Annotated in this window: 14 protein-coding genes; 10 read left to right on the top strand and 4 right to left on the bottom strand. The window is 62.4% G+C overall.

The window, feature by feature from the left end:
• Positions 1-337: 337 nt before the first annotated feature.
• The gene (locus tag Uis1B_RS04315; protein ID WP_243390253.1) at positions 338-1,372 is read right to left on the bottom strand and encodes a LacI family DNA-binding transcriptional regulator; all 1,035 of its coding nucleotides are present in this window, start codon (positions 1,370-1,372) and stop codon (positions 338-340) included.
• 470 nt (positions 1,373-1,842) lie between these two features.
• On the opposite strand from Uis1B_RS04315, the gene Uis1B_RS04310 reads away from it, so the two are divergent.
• From Uis1B_RS04310 to Uis1B_RS04265, 10 genes are all read left to right on the top strand, one after another.
• On the top strand, positions 1,843-3,345 hold the full coding sequence (locus Uis1B_RS04310) for a bifunctional phosphopantothenoylcysteine decarboxylase/phosphopantothenate synthase (RefSeq protein ID WP_101615987.1): 1,503 nt from the start codon (positions 1,843-1,845) through the stop codon (positions 3,343-3,345).
• A gap of 16 nt (positions 3,346-3,361) precedes the next feature.
• Positions 3,362-4,174: a type III pantothenate kinase gene (locus tag Uis1B_RS04305; protein WP_101615924.1), complete on the top strand. Its 813-nt coding sequence runs from the start codon at positions 3,362-3,364 to the stop codon at positions 4,172-4,174.
• On the top strand, positions 4,174-5,118 hold the full coding sequence (locus tag Uis1B_RS04300) for a Rossmann-like and DUF2520 domain-containing protein (RefSeq protein ID WP_101615922.1): 945 nt from the start codon (positions 4,174-4,176) through the stop codon (positions 5,116-5,118). The genes Uis1B_RS04305 and Uis1B_RS04300 overlap by 1 nt, the downstream gene beginning before the upstream one ends.
• 126 nt (positions 5,119-5,244) lie before the next feature.
• Entirely contained in the window at positions 5,245-6,072 is an 828-nt protein-coding gene (gene panB / locus Uis1B_RS04295) for a 3-methyl-2-oxobutanoate hydroxymethyltransferase (protein ID WP_101615920.1), read from the top strand.
• Positions 6,073-6,195: 123 nt separating this feature from the next.
• Positions 6,196-7,065 (top strand): pantoate--beta-alanine ligase, encoded by an 870-nt coding sequence (gene panC, locus Uis1B_RS04290; RefSeq protein WP_101615918.1) that lies wholly within the window; start codon positions 6,196-6,198, stop codon positions 7,063-7,065.
• 35 nt (positions 7,066-7,100) lie between these two features.
• Positions 7,101-7,484 (top strand): aspartate 1-decarboxylase, encoded by a 384-nt coding sequence (gene panD / locus Uis1B_RS04285; protein ID WP_101615916.1) that lies wholly within the window; start codon positions 7,101-7,103, stop codon positions 7,482-7,484.
• Between the two features lie 114 nt (positions 7,485-7,598).
• Positions 7,599-9,164, top strand: coding sequence for a glucose-6-phosphate dehydrogenase (gene zwf, locus Uis1B_RS04280; protein ID WP_101615914.1), 1,566 nt, complete (start codon positions 7,599-7,601; stop codon positions 9,162-9,164).
• The gene (locus Uis1B_RS04275; RefSeq protein ID WP_101615912.1) at positions 9,161-10,087 is read left to right on the top strand and encodes a glucose-6-phosphate dehydrogenase assembly protein OpcA; all 927 of its coding nucleotides are present in this window, start codon (positions 9,161-9,163) and stop codon (positions 10,085-10,087) included. Before zwf ends, Uis1B_RS04275 begins: the two co-directional genes overlap by 4 nt.
• 329 nt (positions 10,088-10,416) lie before the next feature.
• Positions 10,417-11,205: a 6-phosphogluconolactonase gene (gene pgl / locus Uis1B_RS04270; RefSeq protein WP_101615985.1), complete on the top strand. Its 789-nt coding sequence runs from the start codon at positions 10,417-10,419 to the stop codon at positions 11,203-11,205.
• A 76-nt stretch (positions 11,206-11,281) separates the two neighbouring features.
• Entirely contained in the window at positions 11,282-12,643 is a 1,362-nt protein-coding gene (locus Uis1B_RS04265; protein WP_133124834.1) for a hypothetical protein, read from the top strand.
• A gap of 200 nt (positions 12,644-12,843) precedes the next feature.
• Here the strand turns inward: Uis1B_RS04265 and Uis1B_RS04260 are convergent, their stop codons facing one another.
• The 3 genes from Uis1B_RS04260 to Uis1B_RS04250 form a co-directional block, all read right to left on the bottom strand.
• On the bottom strand, positions 12,844-13,380 hold the full coding sequence (locus Uis1B_RS04260) for a heme-binding protein (RefSeq protein ID WP_165782728.1): 537 nt from the start codon (positions 13,378-13,380) through the stop codon (positions 12,844-12,846).
• A gap of 123 nt (positions 13,381-13,503) precedes the next feature.
• On the bottom strand, positions 13,504-14,958 hold the full coding sequence (gene gndA, locus Uis1B_RS04255; protein WP_101615983.1) for an NADP-dependent phosphogluconate dehydrogenase: 1,455 nt from the start codon (positions 14,956-14,958) through the stop codon (positions 13,504-13,506).
• 137 nt (positions 14,959-15,095) lie between these two features.
• A complete protein-coding gene (locus Uis1B_RS04250) occupies positions 15,096-15,887 on the bottom strand; it encodes a pseudouridine synthase (protein WP_243390256.1) in 792 nt (263 codons plus the stop codon).
• Positions 15,888-15,943 lie beyond the last annotated feature (56 nt).

Here is a 15,943-nt window from a genome sequence, read left to right as displayed (position 1 = left end):
ACGTTTCAATGATAAAACTTTTCTAAAAGTTACTAAAGAATACTAAAAGTTACTAAACCATACGAAAACCCGTATGAGTATGCAAAGATAACCGATCGGCATACACTCAACGCCGCGTCAGACCACCCTCAGTCAAGCTTACGCCCCCACAGTCTGGGGACCAGGCAGATTGTCCAAGAGTATTCGACCACCCTCAGTCAAGCTTCGCCTGACAGCTCCCGCCAGCGGGAGCGGGAGCGGGATCCGTCAGCGAGTCTAAGGAGCCAGCGGCGAGCGCATCAGGCTCCCTCACATGGAGATTGTCAAGATACCATCTCCCATCATCAGAAGGAGATTGTCACCTATAGACCCGCACGAAGCTGCCGCGCTCGACCAACGTGGTGGAGAGGAAGACGTGATGACGCACGGTACGGCGGCTGGAGATCGCCTCGGCAAGCGTGTAGATGCCGGTTCTGGCCAACTCCCGCTGATCGATGGCATATGTGCTCAGCGGCGGAGAAGTGTACTGGGAGATCGGCTGATTGTTGATGCTGATCAGGCTCACATCCCTCGGCACCAGCACCCCGACCGCATTGAACGCCTGCAGCACGCCGACTGCGATCACGTCGGCCGCCACAATGAACGCATCGGGAAGATCGCCGTGCATGTCCGCGATGATGCGCTCGCCGAGCTTCTGCCCGCTCGCCACGTTGAACGGCCCATCGATGTAGATCAGCCCCTCGGTGTCGAATCCCAATCGCTTGGTCCAATTGTCGAAGGCCATGAGACGCAGATCCTCCGGATATTCGTGCATACCCATGATCCGCCCGGTTCCGCCGATGAAACCCACGCGGTTCATTCCCTCGGCACGGCATTCATCCAAGGCATCGAGAAGCGTCTGAGATAGGTCCGGCTGTACGGAATCGAACAGATTCGGCGCCGGATTGGTGTCGAGAAACACGCCGTAGGGCAGCACGTCGTGCAGCCTGCGCAGATCATCGTTGTCGATCACTTCGGCGCCGATGGTGATGAACCCGTCGTAATGGCCGGCTTCGGCGATGAGACGGGAGACGTCGGTGTGGAACGTGAGGTTCATCCGCTGCGATTCGCCGCTTTGCCGCAGCACGTCGCGCAGTTCGTTGAAGTAGGCGTCCTGCAGGTGGTCGCCGGGGTCGATCACGTCAAGCACCGCAACCTCGCGCGGCAGCACGATGTGCTTGGTCTGCATGGCGTACCCGAGCTGTTCGCTGACCTCGATGATCCGGCGCCGCGTCTCCTCCTTGACCGACAGCGTGGGATCGCCATTAAGCAGCCGCGACACCGTGGCCTGCGAATACCCGGCCTTCTTGGCGATTTCCTTGATCGTGACCGTGACGGCTCCAGTCCGTAGCACTACAGATTTAGTAAATATTTTACTCATCCGTAGTGTAACGCATCACGCCGTCGCAGGATGACGGCGGCTGACGGGACGCGACGCTGCCGGCCACCCCTCGGTCAGGCTCAACCACCCTCAGTCAGGCTCGGCCACCCTCAGTCAGGCTCCGCCTGACAGCTCCCGCCAGCGGGAGCGGTGCCAGCGGGAGCGGTTCCACCAGCACGAATCCGACCGACACCGCGATCCCACGAATGTGACGAAGATTACAGGGCAATAATCGGCATTCGGATGGCGTCGATCCTTCGCCGGCACGTACACTGATATCAGCTTTGACGGGGGCTTCCCGCAGAGACGGTTATCGGCACATCGAAGTATATCGACGAGTACACGGGATCGACTGGCATCAACGATGCATGCAGATGGATCCGCGTGGCTTCGCCGTGCCTTCAGGAGGATTTGGCATGAGCGCTTCCGATTCGACCGCATCCATGACGACGCGGCATCCGCATCCCGACGCCGACGAGAACGAACGGGTCCGGCCCAGGCACGTATTGCTGGGGGTCACCGGTTCCATCGCCGCGTTCAAGGCCTGCCAGCTGGCCAGCGATCTGACCAAACGCGGCCACGAGGTGCGCGTGATGATGACCGCGGCCGCCACACGGTTCGTCGGCCCGATCACCTTCGACTCGCTGACCCATACCCCCACCCGCACGGCGATGTTCCCCGAAACCGAATACGTTTCGACCACCGACGCGAGCGGCAACACCCGTCTCGGCATCAGCCACATCGCGGACGCCAAATGGGCCGACATCGTCGTGATCGCACCGGCCACCGCCAATGTGATCGCCAAATTCGCCTCCGGCATCGCCGACGACTACCTCACCTCCACCGTGCTGGCCGCCACCTGCCCGAAGCTGGTATGCCCGGCGATGAACGTGCATATGTACGAGAATCTGGCGACCCAGCGCAACATCGGCGAATGTCGTGAGCTTGGCTTCCGGTTCGTGGAGCCGGCCACCGGTCTGCTCGCCTGCGAGGACGTAGGCAAGGGACGGCTGGCCGATCTGCCCGACATCGAACAGGCCATCGACGCGGTATTGGCGGAGGATCCGGCAGGCGACAACACCGAACACGCGGGTGAGGCATCCCCCGAAACCGGGAACACCGAATCCCCCACCGTCGAATCCGCCGCAATCGAATCCACAGGCGCGACCGCCCCGCTTGCCGGACTGAACGTGCTGATCACCGCGGGCCCCACACAGGAGCCGCTTGATCCGATCCGCTACCTGACCAACCATTCCACCGGCAAGATGGGCTACGCGCTGGCCGAGGCCGCGCGCGACATGGGCGCAACCGTGACGCTGGTCTCGGGCCCGGTGGCTCTGGACGCTCCGGCCGGCGTGCGCATCGACCGCGTGACCACCGCGCAGGAGATGTTCGAAGCGGTGTCCTCGCATTTCCCCGAAGCCGATCTGACCGTCATGGCCGCCGCGGTGGGCGATTTCCGCCCGGTGAACGCCGCTTCGGAGAAGATCAAGAAGCACGGCCGCACCACGCTCGAACTGGAGCTCACCGCCAACCCCGACATCCTCGCCTGGGCCGGCTCCCGTAAGCGTACGGATGGTTCGCAGGTGATCTGCGGGTTCGCGATGGAAACGCAGCATCTCATCGAAAACGCCGCGAAGAAGCTGCTGGAGAAGCATTGCGACATGCTGGTCGCCAACAACCTTCGCGAGCCCGGCGCCGGATTCGCCACCGATACCAATGTGGTCACGATCCTCACCCCAACCGACGAGCAGACCGCCGACATCGAACAGCTGAGCCGCATGCCCAAGCGGCGGCTCGCCGGAGAGATCCTGAACCGTCTGAACTCACTGCGGGCTCAGGTTCCGCAGACGGTTCGGACCGTTGGTCTGAACCAACGGTCCGAACCAACGGTCGCAACGACCACGAACGCAGAAAACCATAACGCCCATAACGTATGCCCATAACGTATAAGGAGTACGCATGCTGATCGCCGTAGACATCGGCAACACCAACATCGTCATCGGTTTCATCGACGGCGACGACATCATCGGCACCTACCGGCTGACCACCAGCACCCGGCGCACCAGCGACGAATACGCGATGATGCTCTCCACCTTCATGGGGATGTCCCATGTCGATCCGGACGACGTGGACGACGTGATCATCTCCTCGGTGGTTCCGAAGGTGATGTACGCCTTCCGCTCGAGCATCAAGAAGTTCCTCGATCTGGAGCCGATCATCGTGGGCCCCGGCGTCAAGTGCGGCATCAACGTGCGCGTGGACGACCCGAAAACCGTGGGAGCCGACCGTATCGCGGATTGCGCCGGCGCGTACTTCCTGTACGGCGGGCCGGTGCTGGTAATCGATTTCGGCACCGCCACCACCTACGACTACGTAGACGAGACCGGCACGTTCTGCGCCGGTGTGATCAGCACTGGCCTCGAATCCGGGGCCAGTTCGCTGTGGAGCCACACCGCGCAGCTGCCGGAGGTGGAGATCACCAAGCCCGACACGATTCTCGCCACCGGAACGAAGACCGCCATGCAGGCCGGCCTGTACTACCAGTATCTCGGTGGCGTGGAGTACACGATCAACCGATTCCGCAGGGAGATCGGCCATGATTTCAAGGTGGTGGCCACCGGCGGGCTCGGCAACGTGTTCTACGGCGACACCGACTCCATCGACGTGTATGACCGTCAGCTGATCTTCAAGGGTCTGGCGATCATCTACGCGAAGATCCAGGCGCAGAAGAACGCCCAGCGCAACGCGCGCGGCAGGGGGCGCAGACGCTGATGCGCATCGGATTCATCGGAGCGGGCCGTGTCGGCTGTGCGCTGGGGTCGCACCTGAAGCGTTCCCCGCTGGTACAGATCTCCGGGTATTTCAGCCGTTCGCAGACGAACGCCCAATCGGCTTCGGACGCGATCGGCGGGCAGGCGTTCCATACGCTCGAAGCGCTGGTCCGCGGCAGCGACATGATCCTCGTCACCACGCCGGATGATGCGATCGCCGCGGTATGGCGCGAACTGCGCGCGATTCCCGGTCTTCCCGAAGACGGGCATATCGCCGGCAGCCCGGCGGTCAGCGGCATGTCGATCGGCCATTGCAGCGGATGCCTGTCGTCCGCGGTGTTCGACGATGCCGAACGATTCGGCGTCTCCGCGTTCTCCATGCATCCGATGCAGGCGGTCAGCGAACGATTCGCCGTGGACGATGAACGCAGGCCCGTCGATCAACTCGAAGGCGCGTTCTTCGCCCTCGAAGGCGACCGTCGCGTCACCGAGATGATGGTGCAGCTGCTGGCCAGACTGGGCAATCCCAATCGCATCATCCGTCCCGAAGACAAAACCCGGTATCACGCCGCCGCGGTGATGGCCTCGAACCTGCCGATCGCCCTATGGCATCAGGCCGTGGAAACACTGGCCTCCTGCGGATTCACCGAATCGCAGGCGAGGGAGGCGCTCACCGGCATGATCGAGCACAATGCGGCGGCGTTCTGCGAGCGCGGGGCGAAGGCCTCGCTCACCGGACCGGTCGAACGCGCGGACGTCGGCACCGTCCGCGCGCATCTGGAGGCGCTCGACGCCGCGAATTCCGATCCCGAATCCGGAGCGACGGCCGCGCGGATCTATCGCGTGCTGTCGCAGGCGCTGCTCGACGTGGCCGAGGAGAAGAATCCGAATAGGGACTACACCGAACTGCGAGATCTGCTCAGCATGTCGAACGGATCGGTCTGACCGACGACGTTCCCATCCGCCGACCGACCACATCCCGGCGGACGATATCCGATAACCCAACAGTTTTCCCGATAACTCAACAAGGCACGGATCGGCAACGACCGTGACCATAACGAAAGGAACACCATGAAGCACACCGCGGTCACCTTCCAAGCGGCCAAGGACAAGGGCGAGAAGCTCACCATGCTCACCGCCTACGATTACACCACCGCCAAACTCATCGACGAATCCGGCATCGACGGCATTCTCGTCGGCGATTCGCTCGGCATGGTGATGCTCGGCTACGATTCCACGCTGCCCGTCACCATGGAGGACATGATCCACCATGCCAAGTGCGTCACCCGCGGCGCGAAGAACGCGCTCGTGGTGGTCGATCTGCCGTTCATGGCCTACCACACCGTGGATCAGGCCGTGGAGAACGCCGGCCGTCTCGTCAAGGAGGGCGGCGCGCAGGCCGTGAAGCTTGAAGGCGGCGTGGCGTTCCACGATCAGATCAAGGCGATCGTCACCGCTTCGATCCCCGTGATGGCTCATCTGGGTCTTACCCCGCAGTCGGTGAACAAGTTCGGCGGATTCAAGGTGCAGGGCAAGAACGTGCGGACCGCCCAGCAGATTCTCGATGACGCCCGCGCCATCGAGGACGCCGGGGCGTTCGCCGTGGTGCTTGAAGGCGTCCCCACCCTGCTCGCCAAGCGGATCACCGAGGAGCTGACCATTCCGACGATCGGCATCGGCGCGGGAGACGTGACCGACGGGCAGATTCTCGTGTATCAGGATCTGCTCAACATGTACGGGGAGATGAAACCGAAGTTCGTGCGCCACTACGCCGAGATCGGCACGCAGATGCGCGAGGCGTTCGGCCGGTACATCGAGGACGTGAAGTCCGGGGCCTTCCCCGACAACGACAATGAAGGATTCAGGATGGACGAAACGATTCTCGACGAACTCAAGTAGCGCCGTTCCGGACGTCACCTCATCCGGTTGCTGTCACCTCATCCGGCCGGTTGCACCGGCCACCTTCCCCTCAAGGGAAGGCAGAACCATCAACGCATCAATCAACGAAAAGGAAGCAACATCATGACCGATACCAACGAATTCAAGATCGTCCACACCATCGCCGAAGTGCGCGAGGCAGTCAAGGCGTGGAAGGCCCAGGGCCTTTCCGTCGGCCTCGTGCCGACCATGGGATTCCTGCATGAGGGACACCGGAGCCTGATCGACCATGCCGTGGCCGACAACGACCGCGTCGTCGTCTCCGATTTCGTCAATCCCGTGCAGTTCGGGCCGAACGAGGATCTCGAAGCCTATCCGCGCGATCTCGACCGCGACGCGAAGCTGGTCTCCGGCGCGGGCGCGAATCTGCTGTTCAACCCCTCCCCCGAGGAGATGTACTATCCGAATCGCACCACCGCCATCACCATGGCCACGATCACCGAGGAGCTGTGCGGCAAGAGCCGTCCGGTGCACTTCGGCGGCGTGTGCACGGTAGTCGCCAAACTGTTCAACATCGTAACCCCGAACCGCGCCTACTTCGGTCAGAAGGACGCGCAGCAGCTGCTGGTGATCAAGCGTATGGTACGCGATCTCAACTTCGACATCGAGATCATCGGCTGCCCGATCATCCGCGAGGCCGACGGTCTGGCGAAGAGCTCGCGCAACACGTATCTGAACCCCGAGGAACGGGCCGCCGCGCCGATCCTGCACAAGGCGCTTGAGGCCGGCCGTGCGCTGGCCGAGGCCGGCGAGAAGAACGCCGAGACGATCAAGGCCAAGGTGCGCGAGGTGCTGGCCACCGAGCCGCTCGCCGATCCGGAGTATGTTGAGGTGGTGGATCTTGAGAACGTGCATCCCGTGGCCACGCTCGACCAGCCGGTGCTGGTGGCCATCGCCGTGCGCATCGGCAAGACCCGTCTGATCGACAACTTCTTCTACCCCGAGCTCCACTGATTCGTTCAACGATTCGTTCACAAGGAAAGACACCAATGCAACTCACCATGCTCAAAGGCAAGATCCACCGCGTCACCGTCACCGAGGCCAAGCTTGACTACGTCGGTTCGATCACCATCGACTCCGACCTGCTCGACGCGGCCGGGATCCTCGAATACGAAAAGGTGGCCGTCGTCAACGTGAACAACGGCCATCGTCTGGAGACCTACACCATCGCCGGAGAGCCCGGCAGCGGCGTGATCTGCCTCAACGGCGCCGCAGCCCACTTCTTCGACCCCGGCGACACGGCGATCATCATGTGCTACTGCCAGTTGGACGCCGACGAGGCCAAAACTCACAAGCCCAAGGTGGTGTTCGTGGACGGCAAGAACCACGCCACCCGCGTCACCAACTACGAAAAGCACGGTCAGATCGCCTGACCGGACCTTTAGAAGGTTTACCGGTTTCTGCCCCAATAGCGGAATACGGCTGTACTGCCGTCGCGTTCCGTGATTGACTGAAGGTATTCAGACGAGATGTTCTGAAGGAGGGATATGAACATCGCAACCAATATCGCGAACATCGCGAGTCCCGAAGGGGGCTGGAGCAATCCGCTGCGCGACCCGCGAGACATGCGTCTGCCCCGCGTGGCCGGCCCGTGCTCGCTGGTGATCTTCGGCGTCACCGGCGATCTTGCGCGCAAGAAGCTGCTGCCCGCGGTCTACGATCTGTACAACCGTGGTCTGCTGCCCGCCGGCTTCGGTCTGATCGGCTTCGGCCGTCGTCCGTGGAGCAACGAGGAGTTCGCGAATTTCGTGCGCAAATGCGTTGAGGAGCGCAGCCGCACCCCGTTCAGCGAATCGACCTGGGGCCCGCTGAGCGCCTCGATCCGGTTCGTCCAAGGCGAATTCGACGATGCCGAGGCGTTCGGCCGGCTTTCCGACACGGTTTCCGAACTCGACCGGGACCGAGGAACCCGCGGCAACCACGCCTTCTACATGTCGGTGCCGCCGCGCGCATTCCCGTTGGTCTCCAAGCAGCTCGCCGCCTGCGGTCTGGCCCATTCCACCGAAGGCGCATGGCGACGCGTGATCATCGAGAAACCGTTCGGCCACGATCTGACCAGCGCCCAGGAGCTCAACCGCGTAGTCTCCGAGGTCTTCTCCCCCGAATCGGTGTTCCGCATCGACCATTATCTCGGCAAGGAGACCGTGCAGAACCTGCTGGCCCTTCGCTTCGCCAACACGATGTTCGAACCGGTGTGGAACGCGAACTACGTGGATCACGTACAAATCACCATGGCCGAGGATCTCGGCGTGGCCGGCCGTGCCGGCTACTATGACGGCATCGGTGCGGCACGTGATGTGATCCAGAACCATCTGCTGCAGCTCATGGCCCTCACCGCCATGGAGGAGCCGGTGAGCTTCTCCGCGCAGGATCTGATCGCCGAAAAAACCAAGGTGCTTTCCGCCGTTCGACTGCCGAAGGATCTGGCCGCCCATACGGCCCGAGGCCAGTACGCCGCCGGATGGCAGGGTTCGGAGAAAGTGGTCGGCTATCTTGACGAGGCCGGCATCGACCCGAAGTCCACCACCGAAACCTATGCGGCGATCCGTCTGGATGTGGACACCCGCCGCTGGGCCGGCGTGCCGTTCTATCTGCGTACCGGCAAGCGGCTCGGCAAGCGTGTGACCGAAATCGCCGTGGTGTTCAAGCGCGCGCCGCACCTGCCGTTCGAAACCACCGCCACCCGCGAGCTGGGCAACAACGCCGTGGTAATCCGCGTGCAGCCCGACGAGGGCGTGACCCTGCGATTCGGCGCGAAGGTACCGGGCACCGCCATGGAGGTGCGCGACGTGAACATGGACTTCAGCTACGGCAGTTCGTTCACCGAGGCATCCCCCGAAGCCTACGAGCGTCTGATCCTCGACGTGCTGCTCGGCGATCCACCACTGTTCCCCACCACCCGCGAGGTGGAGCTTTCCTGGGAGATCCTCGACCCGATCGAGGAGTTCTGGGCCACGCAGGGTCAACCCCAGCCGTATCGTTCCGGAACGTGGGGCCCCGCTGAGGCCGATGAGATGCTCAACCGTGATGGACGTCATTGGAGGATGCCATGATTCTTGATCTGCCCAATACCAGCACCGCGGCCATCGCCCGCAAGATCGAGCAGCTGCATGAGCAGCGTGGCGAGGCCGCGCTGGGTCGCGTGCTTACGCTGCTGATCTGCACCGAGGAGGCCGGTCTGGAGCGTGCGCTGGCCACGGCCAACGACGCAAGCCGTGAACACCCGTGCCGTGTGATCGCGATCATCACCCATGCCGATGACGATTCCTCCGAGGCCACGCTGGACGGCCAGATCCGCTTCGGCGCGGACGCCGGTGCCGGTGAGATCATCGTGCTGCGCCCGCACGACGGACTGGTCCGTCACCTCGATACGCTGGTGATCCCGCTGCTCGTGCCCGATGCCCCCGTGGTGGCATGGTGGCCGGGCCGTGCTCCGGAGAATCCCTCGATCGATCCGATCGGCGTGATGTCGCGCAGCCGCATCACCGACGCCTGCCATGCGCCGAACCCGGAGGCATCGTTCACCGCGCTTCGCGCCCACTACGCGCCCGAGGACGTGGACATGGCGTGGACCCGTCTGACCACTTGGCGTGCGCTGCTGGTCTCCATGCTGGAGCAGCCGCCGCATCTGCCGATCCATTCGGTGCGTGTGACCGGCCAGACGCATTACCTGCCGCTGGAACTGCTCGGCTCCTGGCTGGCGCTGCGGCTTGACGTTCCGGTACGGATCGAACGCTCCGACGATGCGAAGGCCGTCACCGGCGTGTATTTCGAACGCGAGAACGGGGTATTGAGCATCGAACGCAAAACCGAGCATCACGCGGTGATCAACCAGCCCGGCGAATCGGAGCAGACCGTATCGATGCCGGTGCGCACGCTGGGAGACTGCCTGAGCGAGGAGCTGCGCCGACTTGATCCGGACGAGATCTACGGCGACGTGATCCGCGACGGCTGGGGCCTCGTGGACCACGAGTAGCTTGATTCCTTAGGCCTGAGGATCGGGCCTGAGGATCGAAAGGCGGGGAATCATATTTGGTCGACATCAGTCGATTGGACGGGTTTCCCGCCTTCGCCGTATCGCGAATCGCACAGCCGGACGGCAACGGTATTCCAGCCCGCGGATTTCGTGGAACCGCAAGTGAATTTGGGGTGTACGGCAGATCACCAAATGATGGATATCCCGCGCCGGGATGGTGAACATGCGATAGTCTGGCATCATTGCAACCGATGGCCGCAGTCGGAGGAAGAAGTGCGTCAAACGAGTATGATGCGGCAACGTTTTGTGGAGGAACTATCATCATGCCGATGATCGATCGAAAAGTCATCATCTACCCGTCCGCCGAGGTGCTGCAGGAGGCGCTGGCCGCCCGATTCCTGCTGAAGATCTCGGATCGACTCGCCAAGCATCAGCGTGTGGACGTGGCGCTGACCGGCGGCACTGATGGCATCGCGCTGCTGCGCGCGGTGGGGGTGAGCCCGCTGGCGTCGGCCGTGGATTGGAGCCGTGTGCACCTGTGGTGGGGAGACGAGCGTTTCGTCCCCGAAGACGACCCGGATCGCAATGCGCTGCAGGCCCGCGAGGCATGGTTCGGCAAGTTGGTGGAAAACGGCGAGATGCCTGAATCACACATTCATGAGATGCCGGCCGACACCCGTGACGACAAGGCCCGCATGACGGCCACGGAGGATGAGAACTACGACGCTGTGACTCAGGCGGCCAAGGCTTACGAGAAGGAGATCGTCAAGGCGCTGGGCAAGAAGCAGGCGTTCGACATCGCACTGTTCGGCGTGGGCCCCGACGGGCATTTCGCCTCGCTGTTCCCCAACCATCCGGTGCTGCGCAGCAAGGACAAAAAGACCCGCGTGGTCGGCATCACCGATTCGCCGAAGCTGCCGCCGATGCGCATCAGCCTCACCGTACCGTTCATCCGTTCCTGCCGCCGCGTATGGGTGTTCGCATCCTCGCCGCGCAAGGCCGAGGCCGTGGGCAACGCCCTCGCCGGCACGAACAATCCGCAGGTGCCCAGTTCGTTCGCCGGCGGCGCCAAGGAGACGCTGTGGCTGCTTGACAAGGATTCCGCCGCGAATCTGTGACGGCCCGGCCATTGCAAAAGGGGGATGGACCGCGGCGATACTTGCGGCCTGCACGTTGTTGTCGGGGCTGGTGATCATGCCCGTGACAGCTTCGGCGGCGAACGGGGATGTGGCGGTGAGTGCCGCGAACTTCCCGATCGCCACGTTCCGCCAATACGTGTCGAGCAATCTTGACCGTTCCCCTCATAACGGCGTGCTCAGCGTCGCGGAACGCAACTCGGCGATCGAAATCGACCTGTTCAGCAAGAACGTCACGTCGCTGAAGGGCGTCGAATACTTCCCCCGTCTGGACAAGCTGTATGCGCCGGGCAATCGGCTGACCTCGATCAACGTCTCGCATAACACGCAACTGACGGTATTGGACGTCAAGAACAACCTCTTGACTTCACTGGACATCACCCGCAATCCCCGATTGGACTTGGTGTGGGTCAACGGCAATCGACTGTCTTCGCTGAACGTGTCACGCAATACGGCGTTGAGCTACCTCGATGTCAGCGGCAATCGACTGACTGGATTGGACGTGACGCATAATCGGCGACTGCAGAGTCTGACGGCCGGCAGCAACCGTCTCACCAGCCTGAATCTGGCGAACAACCCCGTACTGTTCAATCTTGCGGTGAGCGGAAATCAACTGTCGTCGCTGGATCTTTCGCACAACCCGAATATGACGTTCCTGAATTCCAGTGGCAACCGTCTCCTGGCTGCGCGCGTGCCGTCGGATATGCTGTTCGAAACGGCCTCCCAGAAGCAGAACGCCTATGTGGTGGATGGGACTTCGCTGAATGTGAGGCGACTGATTCCGTGGTTTACCCTGTCGAAGGTGTCGGGAGTTCGCGGTGGCACGATCTCCCCAAGCGGTGTGATCACGCCGTCGAGTAGGAAACCGGGCAGCGTGGTGTCGTATTCCTACGGCACCGGCGGTTCAGGCAACTGGATCATCGACATGGAAGGCATTGTGGATGTCAAGGTGTCGTTCACGATGAAGGGGGCTTCGACGAAGCCCGGCACTTCGGGATCGGTGAGGCAGGTGCCGGTGTATCGCGTGTACAACCGTCGCAGCGGCTTGCATCATTACACCGCCAACAAGGCGGAGAAGGACATGCTGGTACGCCTTGGCTGGCGCGACGAGAGCCGTAAGGGAGCCTCGTTCATCACGGTGGCCAAAGGCACGGCGGGAGCCAAGCCGGTCTACCGCGAATACAACCGCCGTACTGGCAACCACAACTGGACGCTGAACAAGCGTGAGCATGACATGCTCGTGCGTCTCGGCTGGAAGAACGAGGGCGTCGCATGGTATGCGCCGAGCAGCGGCAAGAACGTGTACCGCCTGTACAACAGGAATTCCGGCGAGCATGTGTACACGATGAGCTACGGCGAGTATGTGGCCGTCCAGCGCGCCGGCTGGCGCGGCGAAGGCATCGCATGGAAAAGTCTGTGATTGAAGGCGTGGCCCGCTTCGGGGAGCCGCCCTTGATTTGCGGGATGTCGCTCTAGCCTTCGCCCCCGCTGGCGGGGGCTGGCTGCCGTAAGGCTGACTGGGGGGGGGGTTGAACCGCCATGTGACGGGATTTCGGTCATCCCAGTCTCGTTGCAACAACCCCCGCCAGCGGAGGCATGAGAGGGGCATCAATGCCCCGGTCAGTTGATGATGGCGGCTTTGGGGATCTCCACACCGCGCCACTTCGACAGGCATTCAGTCAGGAAGGCGTGGTCCTTCTGGTGCGGCAGCGCGGAGACCGTGGCCACAGCCAGCAGATCGCCGTTGGCGTTCAGCAGCGGGAATCCGCCGCCGCAGACCGCATAATCGTTGTGCGCGGCGAGATCGGCATACTCTCCGCCTTCGTCGTCGCGCTGCCAGCACGCCCACGCGTACAGCGAGCAGTGTCCGACCGCGGAGATGGTGTTGAACTTACGCCGCATCCATTCGATGTTGCTCATGCCGGCGCCCTTGGAAAGATAGCGGAACATCACCGTGCCGTTCGGGCGGAAGATGCTCGTGCCCAGATCGATGCCGGTTGCGAAGACATGGTTCACGACGGTTTCGCCAAGCGCCCAGGCGTCACGGTCGTCGAACCGCTCGACCCGCAGCAGCCGCTCCTGTTCGAGCAGGGTCTTCGCCAGTTCAGCGTAGGGATTCAGGCCTGCGATATGTGGGTCGGCCGTGGTAGTGGTCATGATGTCAACTCCTTTGTTTGGCATGAATAGAAGAGAAGCCAAGTTTCTCAATTGCCGGTCCGGCAACTCAGCCGGCCCGGCAATTACGGACAGTCCACCGGACTGTCCACTGTCAGGAGGAGATCAAGCCTGCTTGATTTCCTCCTGGCCCGGTTCGGCCCACAACGTGTGGAACACGCCGGGTTCGTCGACACGCTGGTAGGTGTGAGCGCCGAAGAGATCGCGCTGGCCCTGGATCAGAGCGGCGGGCAGGCGCTTGGAACGCAGGCCGTCGTAGTAGGCCAGCGAGCTGGAGAACACCGGCATCGGAATGCCGAAGCTGATGGCGCGGGAGATCACGCGACGCCACGAACGCTGCACGGTTTCGACGGCGTCCTTGAAGTACGGGGCGAACAGCAGCGACACATCGGCTTCGCCGGATTCGAACGCCTCGGAGATGCGGTTGAGGAACTGGGCGCGGATGATGCAGCCGCCACGCCAGATGCGGGCCACCGCAGCCAGATCGATGTTCCAGCCGTATTCCTTGGCGGCCTCGGAGATCTCGTTGAAGCCCTGGGCGTAGGCCACGATCTTGGAGGCGTAGAGAGCCTCGCGAATGTCGTTGATGAACGCCTGACGCTCCTCCAGCGGCATCGGGATGATCTCGGACGGGCCTTCAAGCTCCTGCTTGGCGGCCTCCTCGCGCAACTCGGTCTGGGAGGAAAGACCACGGGCGAACACGGCCTCGGCGATGCCGGTCACCGGCACGCCCAGAGACAGGGCGGTCTGCACCGTCCAGGTGCCGGTTCCCTTCATGCCGGCGTGATCAAGCACCACGTCGATGAACGGCTTGCCGGTCTTCTTGTCCACATGGTGGAGCACTTCGGCGGTGATCTCGATCAGGTAGGAGTTCAGCTCGGTCTTGTTCCACTCCTCGAACAGGTCGCCGATCTCGGCGGGCTCCATACCTAGGCCACGACGCATCAGATCATAGCTTTCGGCGATCAGCTGCATGTCGGAGTATTCGATGCCGTTATGCACCATCTTCACGAAGTGGCCGGCACCGTCGGAACCGATGTGGGTGACGCACGGCTCGCCTTCGGCCTTGGCAGAGATGCTCTCCAGAATCGGACCAAGGGTCTTCCAGGATTCCTCGGTGCCGCCGGGCATCATGGACGGGCCCTTGAGCGCGCCCTCCTCGCCGCCGGAAACACCGCAGCCGACGAAGTGCAGTCCGCGGGCGCGGATGGCCTTCTCACGGCGCATGGTGTCCTTGTAGTAGGCGTTGCCGCAGTCGACGATGATGTCGCCGGGCTCCATGAGATCGGCAAGCGCATTGATCATGTCGTCGGTGGGCTCGCCGGCCTTGACCATGATGATGGCGGTGCGCGGCTTGGTCAGGGAGGCGACGAACTCCTCCAGCGTCTTGGCGGGAACGAACTTGCCTTCATCGCCATGTTCGTTGATCAGCGTTTCCGTACGTGAATAATGACGGTTGTAGACGGCCACCGTATTGCCCTTGTGCGCGAGGTTGCGAGCCAGGCTCGCTCCCATCGCAGCCAGACCTACGACACCGATATTGGCTTGTGCTTCGCTCATCATTGCCTTTCGATAGAACGTTCGGCGGTCTGAAACCGCCCTGTGAGCACGATGTATCACGCGCGTTTAGATTATACCATTCAAGTTAATCAGAGTACTTTTTAAATCCCAAGAGTTCCGGAATCGGTCGACATCGCTCATATTCCCAGCGGCACGCGGGATTCGAATCGACGCGGCTCGCCCGTATACGGATCGTCGAATTCCAGCGTTCGGGCCACCAGCTGCAATGGATTCGAGAAGTCGTCGTAGGCACGGTCGATGATTCGCGGATACATGGGATCTCCCATGATCGGCAATCCCAAGGAATTCATGTGCACCCGCAGCTGATGGGTTTTGCCGGTGCGCGGACGCAGCGTATAGGCACGAACCGCAGGGCTGCGACGTCCGACCTCCTCAGTCATGCTCCGCATGACGGCTCCCCCTACCAGGGGAAGCCGAAAAGCCCCGCCATGCGATCCCTCAACGCCGACTCCCAGCTCGATCACGGTCTCGGCGTTCACCACGCCCGGCTCCTCATACGCCTGCAGGATTCCACGATCCTTGACGATGCGCGAACGCCTTCGCATCGGAAACACCCGCGGGGGCTCCAACCGTTCGATCGTGCCGAAACGCGGCCGGATGATCGGCCGACACGGGGCCACGCACTCATACGTCTTCACTGCGCGATGCTCCTGAAACAGCATCTGATACCGACCTCTGGAAGCGGGATCGCGCACGAACACCACCACGCCGGCCGTATCACGATCCAGCCGGTGCGCCGGCGTGATCCGCGGCTCCCCATACCGTTCGCGCAGTCGAATCAGCGCCGTGGACCGATACCACATACCGCGCGGGGTGGTGGGCAGAAAATGCGGCTTGTCGACCACGATGATCCGCTCATCCTCATACAGCACCTCAAGCTCGAACGGAATCTCCGGCTCATCCACCACCCAGCGGTGTTGTTTGCCGTCCGGCAGGTGCAGTCTGCCGTCCGGCAGGCATTGTC

The sequence above is a fragment of the Bifidobacterium margollesii genome, from assembly GCF_002860355.1.
Taxonomy (GTDB): domain Bacteria; phylum Actinomycetota; class Actinomycetes; order Actinomycetales; family Bifidobacteriaceae; genus Galliscardovia; species Galliscardovia margollesii.
The sequence above is the reverse complement of the archived record's forward strand: the minus strand, read 5'-3'. Positions and strand labels throughout refer to the sequence as shown.